This window comes from Phycisphaerales bacterium (assembly GCA_040221175.1).
Classification (GTDB): domain Bacteria; phylum Planctomycetota; class Phycisphaerae; order Phycisphaerales; family UBA1924; genus JAHCJI01.
This window is the reverse complement of sequence record JAVJVK010000004.1, coordinates 977,879-991,999: the sequence shown is the minus strand read 5'-3', so window position 1 is coordinate 991,999 and position 14,121 is coordinate 977,879. Positions and strand designations below refer to the sequence as shown.

At 64.8% G+C, this 14,121-nt stretch carries 13 protein-coding genes and 1 tRNA gene; 9 read left to right on the top strand and 5 right to left on the bottom strand.

Annotation, left to right across the window (positions count from 1 at the left end):
- Nucleotides 1-299 precede the first annotated feature (299 nt).
- On the top strand, nucleotides 300-1,142 hold the full coding sequence (locus RIE32_06550) for a VPLPA-CTERM sorting domain-containing protein (GenBank protein MEQ9095907.1): 843 nt from the start codon (nucleotides 300-302) through the stop codon (nucleotides 1,140-1,142).
- Nucleotides 1,143-1,208: 66 nt separating this feature from the next.
- Here the strand turns inward: RIE32_06550 and RIE32_06545 are convergent, their stop codons facing one another.
- Nucleotides 1,209-2,015, bottom strand: coding sequence for a class I SAM-dependent methyltransferase (locus RIE32_06545; protein MEQ9095906.1), 807 nt, complete (start codon nucleotides 2,013-2,015; stop codon nucleotides 1,209-1,211).
- 230 nt (nucleotides 2,016-2,245) lie between these two features.
- On the opposite strand from RIE32_06545, the gene phoU reads away from it, so the two are divergent.
- Nucleotides 2,246-3,049, top strand: coding sequence for a phosphate signaling complex protein PhoU (phoU, locus tag RIE32_06540; protein ID MEQ9095905.1), 804 nt, complete (start codon nucleotides 2,246-2,248; stop codon nucleotides 3,047-3,049).
- Between the two features lie 34 nt (nucleotides 3,050-3,083).
- A tRNA-Val gene (locus tag RIE32_06535) sits at nucleotides 3,084-3,157 on the top strand.
- A gap of 1,303 nt (nucleotides 3,158-4,460) precedes the next feature.
- Here the strand turns inward: RIE32_06535 and RIE32_06530 are convergent.
- The 3 genes from RIE32_06530 to RIE32_06520 all read right to left on the bottom strand — a co-directional run bounded on the left by RIE32_06530 (nucleotide 4,461) and on the right by RIE32_06520 (nucleotide 6,896).
- Entirely contained in the window at nucleotides 4,461-5,993 is a 1,533-nt protein-coding gene (locus RIE32_06530) for a YfjI family protein (GenBank protein ID MEQ9095904.1), read from the bottom strand.
- A gap of 412 nt (nucleotides 5,994-6,405) precedes the next feature.
- The gene (locus RIE32_06525; GenBank protein ID MEQ9095903.1) at nucleotides 6,406-6,639 is read right to left on the bottom strand and encodes a helix-turn-helix domain-containing protein; all 234 of its coding nucleotides are present in this window, start codon (nucleotides 6,637-6,639) and stop codon (nucleotides 6,406-6,408) included.
- Nucleotides 6,636-6,896 carry a helix-turn-helix domain-containing protein gene (locus RIE32_06520; GenBank protein MEQ9095902.1) on the bottom strand — a complete coding sequence of 87 codons (261 nt, stop codon included), beginning with the start codon at nucleotides 6,894-6,896 and terminating at the stop codon, nucleotides 6,636-6,638. Before RIE32_06520 ends, RIE32_06525 begins: the two co-directional genes overlap by 4 nt.
- A gap of 271 nt (nucleotides 6,897-7,167) precedes the next feature.
- Here RIE32_06520 and RIE32_06515 point away from each other — a divergent pair, with 271 nt between their 5' ends.
- Both RIE32_06515 and RIE32_06510 read left to right on the top strand, forming a co-directional pair.
- Nucleotides 7,168-7,590 carry a hypothetical protein gene (locus RIE32_06515; protein MEQ9095901.1) on the top strand — a complete coding sequence of 141 codons (423 nt, stop codon included), beginning with the start codon at nucleotides 7,168-7,170 and terminating at the stop codon, nucleotides 7,588-7,590.
- A gap of 52 nt (nucleotides 7,591-7,642) precedes the next feature.
- The gene (locus RIE32_06510) at nucleotides 7,643-8,128 is read left to right on the top strand and encodes a hypothetical protein (protein MEQ9095900.1); all 486 of its coding nucleotides are present in this window, start codon (nucleotides 7,643-7,645) and stop codon (nucleotides 8,126-8,128) included.
- A 95-nt stretch (nucleotides 8,129-8,223) separates the two neighbouring features.
- Here the strand turns inward: RIE32_06510 and RIE32_06505 are convergent, their stop codons facing one another.
- Complete coding sequence (locus RIE32_06505) at nucleotides 8,224-8,376, bottom strand: hypothetical protein (GenBank protein MEQ9095899.1); 153 nt, start codon at nucleotides 8,374-8,376, stop codon at nucleotides 8,224-8,226.
- Between the two features lie 207 nt (nucleotides 8,377-8,583).
- Between RIE32_06505 and RIE32_06500 the strand changes: the two genes are divergently transcribed.
- The 4 genes from RIE32_06500 (at nucleotide 8,584) to RIE32_06485 (ending at nucleotide 13,814) form a co-directional block, all read left to right on the top strand.
- Complete coding sequence (locus RIE32_06500; GenBank protein MEQ9095898.1) at nucleotides 8,584-8,940, top strand: hypothetical protein; 357 nt, start codon at nucleotides 8,584-8,586, stop codon at nucleotides 8,938-8,940.
- Between the two features lie 484 nt (nucleotides 8,941-9,424).
- Nucleotides 9,425-10,180 carry an ABC transporter ATP-binding protein gene (locus RIE32_06495; protein MEQ9095897.1) on the top strand — a complete coding sequence of 252 codons (756 nt, stop codon included), beginning with the start codon at nucleotides 9,425-9,427 and terminating at the stop codon, nucleotides 10,178-10,180.
- A 5-nt stretch (nucleotides 10,181-10,185) separates the two neighbouring features.
- Nucleotides 10,186-12,549 carry an FtsX-like permease family protein gene (locus RIE32_06490; protein MEQ9095896.1) on the top strand — a complete coding sequence of 788 codons (2,364 nt, stop codon included), beginning with the start codon at nucleotides 10,186-10,188 and terminating at the stop codon, nucleotides 12,547-12,549.
- Between the two features lie 38 nt (nucleotides 12,550-12,587).
- Nucleotides 12,588-13,814 (top strand): HlyD family efflux transporter periplasmic adaptor subunit, encoded by a 1,227-nt coding sequence (locus tag RIE32_06485; protein ID MEQ9095895.1) that lies wholly within the window; start codon nucleotides 12,588-12,590, stop codon nucleotides 13,812-13,814.
- Nucleotides 13,815-14,121: the final 307 nt, after the last annotated feature.

The following is a 14,121-nucleotide window of genomic DNA, read 5'->3' as shown; positions in this document are numbered from 1 at the left end:
CTTTTCATGTTGCGCCTGGGTAGAAGGCCCCAGGATAGAGATCTCGTCGGGACTGCATTGTCCAATAACTCAAGTCATCTGATTGAGGAATTTGTTAAGGCGGGGGAAATAGGGCGTCTGGCGGCCCGCGAAACCCGTTATTGAGACCTTTCAGAATCCTACTTTTCGAGAATGCAAGGAAAGTGCTGGAAAATGGTCTTGTCAATACGAGCGATTCCTGTCATGATCATGTTGGCCCGCAGCCCTTTAGGAGGGGGCGCGGTAGCCGCTTGCTTGTTGAGGAGCGAGACATGCAGATCATGACCAGAATCGCGATTGCGTCCGTCGGGCTGTGCGTCGCCAGCGCCGCGCATGCCCAGTTGATCAGCGGGTTCGAGCAGCCGAACTTCACGGGTTCGGCCGCCGGTTCTTCGTTCGTCGGGGTCGAGGGCTGGTATCAGCCGGTGGCCACGGGCATCGAGCACGGCGTGTACACCTACGCCGGCAACACCCTGGGCCTGTCTCAGAACCCGGTCGGTGGCAACCAGTTCATCGGCGGCCGCAGCAGCGGCGGCACGTCGTTCGCCCGGGCCCAGAAGGACTTCGACTTCGGTGGCGGCACGTACACCATCGCCTACGACATGGCGGCGAACTTCGACGGCGCGGGCGACTCGGCCCTGAACCTTTCGAGCTTCTCGCTCCAGAGCGATGGCGCGGCCGCGGGGACTTACAAGTCCTTCATCGCGCTGAACAATTTCATCGACCTGACCGATCCGTCGGCCGGATTCAAGGCCGAGTTCAACGTCTTTGATTCCGCCGGCACCGCGACGAACAACCTGTCGCCCGGCCCGGCGTGGCAGAACCTGGACACCAACCACTGGTATCGCCAGATCATCAACGTCGACTTCACCAGCAACCAGATCCTGTCGGTCACCATCGTCGATCTGACGACCGGCATGTCGAGCACCGCCAACCCCGACGGCTGGTTCATGACCGGCGGCTCGGGCTCTTTGCTGGATCAGCCCACCGCCATGCGGTTCTTCGTGGGCGGTTCGGACGGCAACATCATGGGCTGGGACAACCTCTACGTCGTTCCCGCGCCCGCTTCGCTCCTGGCCTTCGCCGGAATGGCCGGCCTGGCAAGCATGCGTCGCCGTCGCTGATCCGGATCGATGCGATCGAAATCACCCAGGACCGCCGGGACAACCGGCGGTTTTCTTATGGGCAGATCAGCCCGGTCGGTCGGTTCGCTTGCGAGCCAGCACCCGGATCTCGCCATAGGCCAGCGGGTGGCTGGCGTGCTCGCCCATGCGGTCACGCACGATGTCCAGGCCCTGGCTGATCAGCATGGCCGAAAGTAACTCGGGCGTGAAGGCATGCGGATGCATGTCGTCGACCGTGCTTCGCAGGTCGACGAGGATCCAGGCGTGTCCGCCTGGCTTCAGCACGCGCCCGATCTCGGCCACGACGCGGCCGGGATCGGCAACGTGGTCGAGGCAGTTGTCGCACACCACGACATCGAACGTGCTGCCGGCAACGGGAATCTGCTCGCCCGAGGCGGCAATGGGCGTGAACCCGAGCGGGCCGGGCGGGAAGAGCCCGCATGATGCATACCCGTCGTTCAACGGATCGACGGCCGCGGCGTATCGCCACGTCCCTTGGGCCACCATCGGGTGTGGACCACCTCCGATTTCCAGGACTGACGTCTGGGTCTGCCACGCGACGGCGTCGGGCGCGCCGAGCCACTCGGCCAGCTCCTTGCAGCGGTCGGTCTGCCAGCGCGCGAACACGGCGTGGAAGTCGCCATAAGCTGGGTCGATGGCCTCGTGGGCGCCTGGGACGTGGACGGCCCGAACCCAGTAGGCGAGCTCGTCGCGGAGGCGGCGCTCGATGTGCACGTCGCCGATGGCACTGGTGAGGCAGCCATCGAGCCCGCCGCGCCAGGCGTGCCATCCACCCGCACCGGCAATGGCGTCTTCGAGCGGCACCAGCGCCGGACGCAGGAGTCGGCGAACCGATCGCTTCCAGAGCGACACCAGCGTCGCCGTGACCCGGCCGCGTCTGGGTGGCGTTGCAAGGGCGATGGGCGCAGCCGGGCGAACAAGGCCGGCCGGTGCCGGAGACGCAACGAGTGCGTCTTCCTGCCGGTCCGTTGAGGGGCAATGTGAGCTTGCCGGATCGGTCCGAATGGCGTGCGGACGTGCGGTCGCGGCGCTGCTTGGCGGCGGTGGGGACATCTGTTAGAGCGTACGCATGATGAAGCGACATGCCTAGAATCACCGATGGTCTTCTGGGCAACCCTCGCACCGACAAGACCGACTGCTCACGGAGGGGTGGCGCGTTCATGGAACCACAGCAGGGATACCAGAGACAGATCGGCGGGCAAGGCCTGCCGCGGCAGATCATCGGCCTGAAGCGCCAGCTCATCAAGGAAGCTTCGTACGCCACGGCCATGATCGAGCAGGCCCTGGATGCGTTGCTGCGTCTGGATCGGCCGCAGGCAAAGGCGGTCCGCAAGCAGGATGATGTCATCGATCGGCAGGAACTCGAGATCGAGAATGCCTGCCTCGACCTGCTGCTGATGCAGCACCCGGTTGCCAGTGACTTTCGCGAGGTGCTGTTCGTCCTGCGTGTGAATACGCAGGTTGAGCGGGTGGGTGACCACGCCACCAGCATCGCCAAGTGTGCGTCTCGGATGGTCAAGGCCGGGCTCGAGCCCCGCTGGCCGACGTCGCTTATCGAGATGGCTCACCGCGTGCCAGCTTGCTGCCACAAGACGCTTCGGGCCGTGCTGGACGAGGACCTGGACGCCGCCCGTGAGATCATCGCCGAGGATGAGCTGATCGATGACTTGGAGAAGACCCTGTTCTCCGAGACCATCGACATCATCAACAACGAACCGCAGGGCGACCTCGCGGGCCTGTACATCTACCGGGTGGGTCGGGAATTAGAGCGGACCGCCGACGTCATGGCGGGCATCTGCCGGGACCTGATCTACCGGGAGACGGGGGAGAACCTCCGCCACGCCAAGCACATCGACCTGAACGACGCGGGCGACGGGTCGCGATAGCCGGCGTATACTCACGGCCCCTCGGGGACGATTCGGGCGCATAGCTCAGTTGGCTAGAGCGCTGCCGTCACATGGCAGAGGTCACAGGTTCGAGTCCTGTTGCGCTCATTCGGTAGTTGTGCGGGAGGTTGCAGGTTTCTGCAATGCCCTGCACAAACGCCCCCCCAGACACGTTTTGTGGGCTCGCCTTCCGAACATCGCGGTTGTTCGCGGGCGTGTGCTGCGCCGCAATCTGCGCCGCCTGTGCGCCGCTTCGTGCGCCGGCCAATTCGGTGCTCTTCCCGGCCGCGTGGGCGAAGTCGCTCTCCCGAACCATGTGGTAGTGGGCCTGGGCCACGGCGGCCGTGTGTCCAAGCCAGGACGTGCAGACCGCGATTGGGTAGTCGGCGGCCAACTCGGTGGCCCTCGACGCTCTTAGGGCGTTGAACAGCCGGGGCCACGCTTGGAGCCCAGCCCGCTCGATGATCCGCCCCAGTTGCGTCCGAAGGTTGGCGGCCGTGGCGTCCCGGTAGCCGTTGACGATATAGACAGCACCATCCGGGGCCGCCTCGAACGCCTCGACCAGCACCGCCCGCAACTCGGGGAACAGGGGGATGATCCGCTCGCCCTTCCCTTCGTGGCCTTCGGTCTTGGGCGAACGCACCCGCAGACGGCCGCGGTCCCAATCCACGTCCACCCAGCGGACGCTCAGGGTTTCGGACGGTGTGCGGAGCCCACCCCAGCGGGCAAGGGCGATGATGGCCTTCCAGTCGATCGACGGGGCCGCATCGAGCAGGCGCTCCACGTCAGCACGGGGGACGTAGTGCAGGCGCTCCCGGTTGTGCTGGCTTCCCGCCTTCACTCCCTCGAAGGGATTGGATGCGATGAGCGACCACTGGTGGGCCTTGCGGAATATCTGCCGGGCGATACCGATGTTCTTTGACACGGTGGCCGGGGCCAGCCCACGCTCGACCAGCGCGGCGCGCCAGCCCTCTGCCTCTCGAATGGTGATCTTCGCGAGAGGCATCTCACTCCCGAAGTGTTCCACCAGCAGCCGCTCGGTTTGCTCGTAGCGCCCGCGTGTGCTGTCCTTCACGTCAAGCACGTCGAAATATGAATCGAGCAGGCCGCCAAGAGTGCGCGTTTCCGGGGCCGTACGCGGCTCGCACAGCCCGGCGCGGGCGATTCGGTCGTGGAGCACGTCCCCAAGGTCGGCGAGCCACAGGGCCGACGTACGGGCCACCGACGAGCCCGCCAGCTTCGCGGCTAGCAACGCCTCGACGTGGTGGCAGACGGTGGCGGCGTCCTTGGCGCTCATCTTGCCCAGCCGGATGGTCTTGCGCTTGCGGTTCCCATCCACGAACAGAATGCGCCGGGTGTTGTTCTTTCGGTCGTGTGCGATACTTGCCATGCGATGAGACTCCCTACGAGGTTATTGGCGAAACGGGGCGTGCGTGTCGGGGTGCTGGGCCTCTACATCCACGAAACCCCCATTCGCGCGCTCTGGCGGGCGGTTTCGTAGATGTTGAGGTTGTAGAGGTGGTGCTAGCCGGAATCGGCGAGATGGTCTCCCGCCCCTCGATGTGCTCGGCACCCTGTACCACTGGCCCGCACCGACCGTTTCGAGATCGTTTAGCGCGGCCTCGGCTTCCGGCGCTTTGCGGATGCTCCAGCATGCTTGGACGAGTTCGCGGGCGCTGACATCGCCCCCCTTGCGCTGGATGAGTTCGACCAGCTTGCCGCGTGCATCGTCCACGTCGTCGCCTTCGAGCAGGGCGTAGACCCGGCCGGTCTCTCGGCCGAACCACTCGACCATCGCGATAGCGGACCGCACGCTCTGCACGTCGATGGTGTCAGCCTCAACGGCTTCTCCCGCCGCCCACCGCGTCAGGTGGACCACGAGGGCGAATCGTGCCCCATAGCCCTCTAGCTTCGACCACGCGGCAGCCTGTGCGCCATCGTGCTGCATCTGTTGCTCGCCGTGCCGATTGACGAACGACCGAAACTCGCGCTTCGCCTCCGGGCTCAGATGCACCAGCCGGGGCTCATCCTCGCCATCCGTGTAGTCGGGTTCGAGGGCGTACAGCCGATCGAACACGCGGTCGAGCGCCCGCTCGGTGGCCTCGGTTACGTCGTCGTCGGTCCACCGCTTCGGGGTGCGCGGTGGCATGGCGAACAGCAGACGCGCAGCTAGGCCGTTCTCGATGTTGGACGCTCCGAGCGCGCGCCGCAGGATGCCCGGCTGGATGCCCCCGCAGATACAGACGCTGGCGCGGGGGACGTACGTTGTGCCACTGCCCCGACGATCGGTTATCAGTGCTCGGCCCCCGAACACTTCGAGCCACTTGGGTGCGTCGCCCCCCTTGCCGCCCGTGTAGCGATCGAATCCCCCAAACCATCCGGCCAACTCGTCGCGGGCCACGAGCAGCCCCCTCGGGTTCTCACCCAACAGGTGGGCTATCGCCTCGGTGGTGGTGTCGTCGGTCAGCGTACGGCGGCACACTGGCGGTACCGGGGCCGATGATGCGTCGGCGTCCTTGCGCCCATGTTGAGCCTTCCACTCGGCCATCGCGGCCTCGTGGAGTTCCTGGGCTTCGGCGTGCTCCCTCATCGCCCGATGCTGACGCTCGCGTACGGGCCCTAGAGCTAGGTCGAGCGCTGGGCTCTTGGCCGTGCCACTCTCGCCCACGATGGCCGTCCAGATGATCGGCGGTTCTTCCCATGCCCGCTTGAGCGCGACACGCCGCGTGTTCCCGATGGCGGACGCCAGGGCGCTCAGCATGGGCAGCACGATGTAGGACGTGTCACAGCCGATGGATGCTGCGCCCTCGACCGCGAACGCACCCACGGCCCCGGGCAACGCCTCCATGGGAAAGGGCTTAAACGCCTCGGGCAGTTGAATCTCGGCGCTGGGCGTGAAGTCGTCGAGATGGAACGTCGGTGGATGTTGTTCTTGTACTCTCATGCGCCCACCGCCTGACGGATGGCGGCTGCGGTGAGGTCTCGCAGCACAACGGCGGACAGCGGCACAGGAGTCGCCCGGCGTGGTTCGTCAAGGCCCAGCACAGTGCGGCTCGTCCAGCGTTGACACCGACGCCACGCAACGCGCACGTCTGCATCGCGCGTCCAGATGTGCAGCCGCTCGTAGACTTCGACGGCCAAGTCTGGGAAGCCGGTAATCCACGCGCGATTGTCCCGATCGCGTTCCCACTGCCGAAGGCCGTGGCCAGGTAACGTCGTGGTTCCGTCCCAGTGGAACAGAAACGCACAGGCCCGTTCGAGTTGCGCTTCGAGGTCATCGGCCCTATAATTGCATGTAGTCTTACACTGCCCCGTCTGTCGCCAAACTCCGGGGCGGCTTTGGTTCTCTGCCAGCATCATGCGCCCCCTTCCGAAAGGTCGGCGGCCCAGCGTTCGAGCCCGGCCACGGGGTAGCGGACGGTGGTGCCGATGCGCACGAACGGAAGTCCCCGATTCTCGCGCCACTCGTAGACGGTGCGTTCGCTCACGCCCAACACGTCGGCAACTTCGCGGTGGCGCAGCATGATCGGCCGCAGTTCGACGAGTTCGCAGTCGGGTTGATAGTCGAGGTCGTTGTGGTGCTCGGTCATGCCTGCACCCCCTCGCCCAACTCGGCCATGATGGCCTCGCCCGCGCCCGGCTCGGTTGGCGCACCTTTGGCGATCCACGCCCGCAACGCATCGGATCGGTACCGGCGGCACGTGTTCAAGAGCACGGACGGGATGGCCCCGGACGCGGTGAGTCTCGCCAGGGTTCTACGAGAGATGGACAGCAACTCGGACGTTTCGCCAGCGTCGAGCAGGCGCACGTCCACTTGGGCCTTATGGCCCTGAGCAAACTGGATCATGGATGATCCTCCGAGAGATGCCCCCATCTACTCGAAAAATCATCTCGCCGTGATTGGGCTTGCGGCTGGGCCTCACTGGGCGGTCGTGGAACAGACCGGGCGTGAGGGGCGTCGCGGTAGCGGCTCAGGCCGAGATGGTTGGGGCGGCTGGCCACTGCCCGCACATGCCCCGTGCCGACCATGCAGATCGATGCACAATGGTAGGGCCCGACCAAACGGAAGTCAAACCCAACCCGTACATCCAGCTTGGCCAGCCCCACTAGAATCGTCGATGAGCGAGTTCGTCGTGCGGGGCGTAGACAAACTGACGGGGCGAGAGGTCGAGCACCGCATCGAGGCGGCCGACCGGGACGAGGCGCAGGTCGTCGCCAACAACATGGGCATGGCGGTCGAGGCGGTTGAGCCCGTGGCCGACGAGCGCCAGCCCGGTGCCGACGCGGGCCTCGATGATCGGCTCCGGCGCATCGAGGATGCCATCGAGGTCAATAGCAAGCTGGCGCGGGCGGTCGCCCTCGATGCCGCCGAGATTCGGCGGGCGCTCACCAGCCGCAAGAGCGCGTACTTCGATGCCCTCTACCACAAGGTCGTATGGGCCGTGGCCCTCGGCATCATCCTGTCGAGCGTGCTCGTGTTCCTGATCGGCTTCGGGCTCATGCTGATCTTGGCGGCGATCGGTCGGGGAATGACGCCGTAGCACGTGGCAGTCGCTTATCTCTGTCAGGGTGCAAGGGTCATACGCTGTCGCTATGCCGCCTCAACTGCCGCCCAAGCCAAAGCCAAGAAAGCTCCGTCGAGGCGGGACCGATCAGTTCCTTGTCGCGGAGTTCGACCACAGCGTCCAGCGGGCATCCGCCGTGATGGCCAGCATCCGCGATACGAAGGACCAATTGGTCCAGTGCGAGCGGGCATGTGACACACTTCGGTACTACGGATTAGCTGTGGCTCACGCAAGCCGTCTAACGCCCGAGATGTACGACAGCGTCGTCGAGGTGTTTTGGAGCGTCTACGCCCAGGTAGATGAGCAAGTTGCGGTCGTGCTGCGGGATTACAACGAGGTTCGACGCCAAGCTCTGTTTCGCCATAAGTCCCGCAAATCTCAGGAAAAGACTGCCGCCAAGACCGTGGACGATCTTCTCCGGCTACAGGATGACTACCTGCCAGACAATGCCGCTACCGAGTATCGCAGGATTCTTTCAGACTGGCAAGCGCAGTTAGCTGTTCTCCGGGCCTAGCCCGCCGCCATCTTCGGGCAGTCCACGATTGAGTCGGTCTTGCTCCCACTCGATGCGGTCGAGTTCTCGCTCTCGGGCTCGTCGGTCCATCGCGGTCACTCCGCCAGCATGAGATAGCGCACGACGAGCAGGATGGCCGGAAGGACCACGAGCAGCAGCACGACGATGATGATGGCGTTACGGGATCGGGCGCGGTCCCGGCGTTTTAGTGCCCGTTCTACGGCGCGTTCGAGGTCGTGGTCGGCCATGCGTCGAGGATATGGGCGAGCGTTAGGGCGGTCCCGGTCCACAATCCGTAGCCGTGGCTACACTTTAGCGAACAATGCGCATACAATAGTGAGCAGGCCTCGGGGTGTAGCCAGGGGGTAGGGGGGCGTGTGCCCGCGTGGGGTCAGGGGCGATGCGCCTGTCCGACGAGCAATGGACCACGGCACGATGATCGGGTATTGTTTGGAATGGCCCCGATCATCCACAACCCCGCGTCGATCCACCAGGGCGGTATCGAGTACCGGCCCGATGTTTCCCTCGATGGCGTGGCGCTCATACCGGGCCAGATGTTCCATTGCAGGGCCAGGATGGTCCACCCGGCTACCCGCGTCCGCGTGGTCCGCCAGGTCCGCACGACGGCCTCGTGGCTGGATGGACGACACGTGTGGTTGTGGGAGGTCCAGCCGATCGACGGGGGCGGCGCTTTCATCGTCGAGCCGTGGTTGCTCTCGTCGATGCCCGTGGGCGAGGTCCTGGGGCTTCTCAAGTCGCAGGTCGCAACCCGACAGGCTTTGGACAGGGACGCGCCAGCATCCAGCCAATGACCGTGTGCTCTGCGGGGCTCAGTGCGCCGCATTCTGCGCCGCCTTGCTCGGAATCGGCCGTTTCTCTCGGGGATTCGACGGGTAGTTCGGAGCCTGTTGCGCTCATTCGGTGATTGTGCGGGGTGTTGCAGGATTCTGCAATGCCCTGCCCCAATGCCCTTCCAGAATAGTTCGAAGTGAGGCGTACGAGTCGGGCGTCGCTGGCATGCCCGCCGGTCGACGTGCGAGAGCGACGCGCCGCTTCTGATGGCCCTGGGGCTGGTCGCCTCCGGGCTCGCTCGGCGCATTCGGTGTCGTGGTGGCTCATGATCTCACGAAGCGGGCATTGGTAGTTTGGTCGTGCAGCCTTGATGCCTCCGTCAATGCTCCCGATCGATGCACGTACGCTCGCGTGCACGAGGTACTCGCTGGGGCGGGGCCTTTCCCCCCGGCGACGCCAGACTTTCGCTGGGATCGTCGCTGGTCATCGAAGGTATAGTTGCGAATGGATGGTGGCCGAGCAGCGAGTGCGGCCGGTTTCGATCCTGCGATGACCGGCGGGCCGGTGTTCGTGGCTCGGGGCATTTCCAAGGTATACCACGTCGGCGACGTCGACGTGCATGCGCTGCGATCGGTCGATTTCGAGCTGTGCGCGGGCGAATTGGTCGTGCTGCTGGGGCCCAGCGGGAGTGGCAAGTCGACGCTGCTGAACATCCTTGGCGGGCTGGATACGCCGACGTCCGGCACGCTCGAGTACCTGGGCAAGAACCTGACCGGTGCGAGCGATGCGGTGCTTACCCGCTTCCGTCGTGCGCACGTTGGCTTCGTGTTCCAGTTCTACAACCTCATCCCAAGCCTAACCGCTCGAGAGAACGTCGCGCTCATTACGGACATCGTAACCGATTCGATGACGCCCGAAGCGGCGCTCGATCTCGTCGGTCTGTCGCATCGGCTCGATCACTTCCCGAGCCAACTCTCGGGCGGGGAGCAGCAACGCGTCGCTATCGCACGAGCCATCGCCAAGCGGCCGCGGGTCCTGCTGTGCGATGAACCGACCGGTGCGCTGGATTCGAAGACGGGCGTGATCGTGCTCGAGGCCCTCGAACATGCCAACCGAGAGCTCGGCACGGCGACGGCGATCATCACGCACAACGCCGTGATTGCCGGCATGGGCGACCGCGTCGTGTCACTGTCCGATGGCCAGATTGCTCGCGTGGACATCAACGCCGATCGCAGGCCTGCCCGTGAGCTTTCGTGGTGAACGGGATGAAGACGATTCATCAAAAATTGCTGCGCGACCTTTGGCGGATGAAGGAACAGGCCATCGCGGTGTCGCTGGTCATGGCGTGTGGCATCGCGACGTTTGTCATGGCCCTGAGCATGCTCGACAGCTTGCATGCGGCATCGCAAGCCTACTACGAGCGGAACCGGTTTGCCGACGTCTTCGCCCATGCCAGGCGTGCTCCCGAGTCATTGACCCAGAGGTTCGCAACCATCGCGGGCGTGTCATCGGTCGATACGCGCATCGTCGATCGCGTGTTGCTCGACGTCCCGTCGATGCGCGAGCCCGCATCGGCCGCCATCGTGTCGCTCCCTGAGCGCGGTCGGGGTGGCTTGAACGAGGTGCACCTGCTGGAAGGGCGAATGCCCGAGGGTGAGCGTGGCCGCGAGGTCATCGTGAACAGTCGTTTCGCCACCGCCCATGGCCTGAGGCCCGGTTCAACCATCCGTGCGATCATGGGCGGGCGGTCGCAGATGCTGCGCATCGTGGGCGTGGGTATCTCGCCGGAGTTCGTGTTCCTCATTCCCCCCGGCGGTATCCTGCCCGAATACGACCGATACGCGGTCTTCTGGATGGGCCGGACCGAGATGGAAGCGGCGTTCGATATGGATGGCGCCTTCAACGACGTGACGTTCCTGCTGACCGCCACCGCCGATGAGCGCGCCGTCATCGCGAGTGTCGATCAGATGCTCGCGCCCTTTGGAGGAACCGGCGCGTACGGTCGCTCGGACCAGCCTTCGCACCAGATCCTGGAGAACGAGTTCGAGGAACTTCGCGGTACCGCCCTGATTGCACCCTTGATCTTTCTAGCCGTATCGGCGTTCCTGCTGAACCTGATCCTGGGCCGATTGATGGCCCTTCAGCGCGAGCAGATTGCGGCGCTGCGAGCCCTTGGCTATACCGCGTGGGAAATTGCGCGACACTATCTGGGATTCGCGCTCGCGATTGCGATCATGTCCGCGGCCCTGGGGCTGCTCGGCGGCGCGCTGATGGGGCGTGGACTGACCGCGATGTACGCCGCTTTCTTCGACTTTCCCTCATTCGCTTACGTGCTCAGCCCATCGCTTGCGGCGCTCGGCGTGGCGGTTGGCCTTGCCTCGGGCATGGTTGCGGTACTTCTTACGCTGCGCCGCGTGATGCTGATTCCGCCGGCCGAGGCACTCAAGCCCCCCGCCCCGATGTCCTACCACCGCATGATCGGAGAGCGGCTTGGCATCACCACCATCTTGCCTACCTCCCTGCGCATGGTGCTTCGCTACCTCGAGAGACGGCCGATCAAGACGGTGTTGTCAACGCTTGGCGTGGCCATGGCAACGGCGATCCTCGTGGTCGGCCGATTCACCGAAGACGCCATGGACTACGTGATGCGTTTCCAGTTCGAACGCGTCCAGCAGCGCGACCTTGACATCGTGCTTGCCGCCGACACGGACGCCGATGCGGTCCGGGCCATACGGGCGTTGCCCGGCGTGCGTGCGGTCGAGCCCTATCGAGCCGTGGCGGTACGCCTGCGAAATGGGCCCTACGAACGGAGAACGGGCATTGTCGGCCTCTCGCGTCGGGACGGCATGCATCACTTGCTTGACATGGACGGCCGGCCCGTCCCGCTGCCGGACCGGGGCATCGTCGTGTCGAGCCAACTCGCCAGAGCGCTGGATATCGTGCCGGGCGAACGCGTGCGCGCCGAAGTCTTGCACGGCCGGCGCCCGGTGCTGGAGCCGATCGTGGCGGCCACGGTGGACGATTTCTCGGGGCTCGCTGTGTACGCCAGCATCGAGGAACTCAATCGGCAGCTTCGAGAACCGAGCGTCGTCGATGGCGTGTACGCACGCGTCGATCCGAACCAGCTTGATGCGTTCTATGCACGCGTCGAGCAGACTCCCCGCATCGTTGCAGTGGGTTCCACGGCTGCCACGAGGCAGGCGTTCGAGGATATCCTGGACCAGAACCTGGGCATGATGCGCACATTCCTGATCGGATTCAGCGTCGTCATAGCGATCGGGGTGGTATACAACGCAGCTCGAACGTCGCTGTCCGAACGCAGCCGCGATCTGGCGACGCTCCGCGTGTTGGGATTCACGAAGGCCGAAGTGGTGTGGCTCCAGATCGGCGAGCTCGCGATCGTGACGCTTGCGGGCGTGCCCGTCGGTCTCGTGCTGGGCTACGCTCTGGCGCGGCTGACGGCGTGGGCCAGCGCGTCGGAATTGTTCCGGATGCCATTCGTTGTCGAGCCGGCCACGTTTTCCATCTCGGCGATCGTTGTCCTCCTGGCTTCCATGGTGACCGCGCTGACCATCGCGCGGCGCGTCCGGCGGCTTGACTTGCTGGCCGCCCTGAAAGCACGCGAGTAGCCTATCCCAGAACTGCAAACGCGACCCCGGAGAGCGCCATGGCCGCCACGTTTCGACGAATCACGCTCGTTGCCCTGGCCGTGGCAATCGTGTTGGCCATCGCATGGGCGTTGCGGCCCAGGCCGGTTGATGTCGACATCGCGATGGTGAAGCGGGGTTCGATGGCGATCACGGTCGAGGAAGAGGGCGTCACCAGGATCTCCGAGCGATACGTCGTTTCGAGCCCGCTCGCGGGCCGACTTCGGCGGCTCACGCTCGATCCAGGCGATTCCGTACGGGCGGGCGAGACCGTCATCGCCGTGATCGATCCGGCCGATCCGGAATTGCTCGATCCACGGGCGATTGCGCAGGCCGAGGCGCGGGTGCGTGCGGCCGAAGCAGCCCTGGAGCGAGCTCGTGCCATGCGCGAGCGAGCCCAGACGGCGTACAACCTGGCCGAAACCGAGCTGGGCAGGCTGGCAAACGCTCGCGAGGACGGCGCGGCCAACGAGCAGGAGCTCGTGCGAGCCGAGGCTGCTGAACGCAGCGCCGCCGATGCATTGCGGGCGGCCAGCTTCGAGGCTGACATCGCCGTGTACGAACTGGAGGTTGCCCGCGCCGCGTTGCTGCTGTCTCGCGGCGAGCCCATCGAGGGCGACACGCCCCGGGTCGGAAGCCTGACGCTGACCAGCCCGATCGACGGCGTCGTGCTGCGTGTCGAAGAAGAAAGTGTTCGTGTCGTTGCTGCTGGCGATGCACTGGTCGAGGTGGGTGATCTTTCCGATCTGGAGGTCGTTATCGACGTGCTCTCGAGCGATGCCGTGGCTATCGAGCCCGGCGCTCGTGTTGCCATCACTGATTGGGGGGGTGCAGGAACGCTCGAAGCGATCGTGAGACTGGTCGAACCGAGCGGATTCACCCATGTTTCCGCGCTGGGCATCGAGGAGCAGCGCGTCAACGTCATCGCCGACTTCATCACGCCACGCCAGGATCGTCTGACATTGGGTGATCACTTTCGTGTCGAAGCGAGCATCGTCGTGTGGGAAGTTGACGACGCATTGGTCATCCCGGCCACTTCGGCGTTCCGGCGTGAAGATGGCTGGGCCGTGTACGTCATCGAAGGGAGGGGAACGGAGGGAACGGCTCGGCTCACGTCCGTCACGCTCGGCCAGCGCAATGCCGAGTCCATGCAGGTGCTCGATGGCTTGAGCGAGGGGCAGCAGATCGTGCGGTATCCCGGCGATGGATTGACGGACGGGGTGCGTGTCCGCCAGCGGACCTATTAAGCACCGACGGCCCGGCCGACGCCTGACGCCCATCCGGATCGACGGCTGATCCGGGGTGCCCGGTCGGGGTGGCCTCGCTTCGGCCGTCCATCGACGAATCGATCTGATTCCGATAACGACTTGGATCGGGGCCCTGTAAGCCGAGATGTCGCCGAGACTTGGCTCGGACGCGTCAATCAAGGGCCAGTGCTGGCCTCTCAAAAGGATTTTGCGATTCGAGTCCTGACAGGATCTTGATTCGTTCGACTTTCGTGCGCTGGCCCGGGCGGTTTCGTGTACAATGCCTGACAATCGTGGGGATGTTCTT

What these genes read in the sequence shown, in the direction of transcription:
- RIE32_06550 (MEQ9095907.1), top strand. Translation starts at nt 300, where the DNA reads ATGACCAGAATCGCGATTGCGTCCGTCGGGCTGTGCGTCGCCAGCGCC.
- phoU (MEQ9095905.1), top strand. Translation starts at nt 2,246, where the DNA reads ATGCCTAGAATCACCGATGGTCTTCTGGGCAACCCTCGCACCGACAAG.
- RIE32_06530 (MEQ9095904.1), bottom strand. Translation starts at nt 5,993, where the DNA reads ATGAGAGTACAAGAACAACATCCACCGACGTTCCATCTCGACGACTTC.
- RIE32_06525 (MEQ9095903.1), bottom strand. Translation starts at nt 6,639, where the DNA reads ATGACCGAGCACCACAACGACCTCGACTATCAACCCGACTGCGAACTC.
- RIE32_06520 (MEQ9095902.1), bottom strand. Translation starts at nt 6,896, where the DNA reads ATGATCCAGTTTGCTCAGGGCCATAAGGCCCAAGTGGACGTGCGCCTG.
- RIE32_06515 (MEQ9095901.1), top strand. Translation starts at nt 7,168, where the DNA reads ATGAGCGAGTTCGTCGTGCGGGGCGTAGACAAACTGACGGGGCGAGAG.
- RIE32_06510 (MEQ9095900.1), top strand. Translation starts at nt 7,643, where the DNA reads ATGCCGCCTCAACTGCCGCCCAAGCCAAAGCCAAGAAAGCTCCGTCGA.
- RIE32_06505 (MEQ9095899.1), bottom strand. Translation starts at nt 8,376, where the DNA reads ATGGCCGACCACGACCTCGAACGCGCCGTAGAACGGGCACTAAAACGC.
- RIE32_06500 (MEQ9095898.1), top strand. Translation starts at nt 8,584, where the DNA reads ATGGCCCCGATCATCCACAACCCCGCGTCGATCCACCAGGGCGGTATC.
- RIE32_06495 (MEQ9095897.1), top strand. Translation starts at nt 9,425, where the DNA reads ATGGATGGTGGCCGAGCAGCGAGTGCGGCCGGTTTCGATCCTGCGATG.
- RIE32_06490 (MEQ9095896.1), top strand. Translation starts at nt 10,186, where the DNA reads ATGAAGACGATTCATCAAAAATTGCTGCGCGACCTTTGGCGGATGAAG.
- RIE32_06485 (MEQ9095895.1), top strand. Translation starts at nt 12,588, where the DNA reads ATGGCCGCCACGTTTCGACGAATCACGCTCGTTGCCCTGGCCGTGGCA.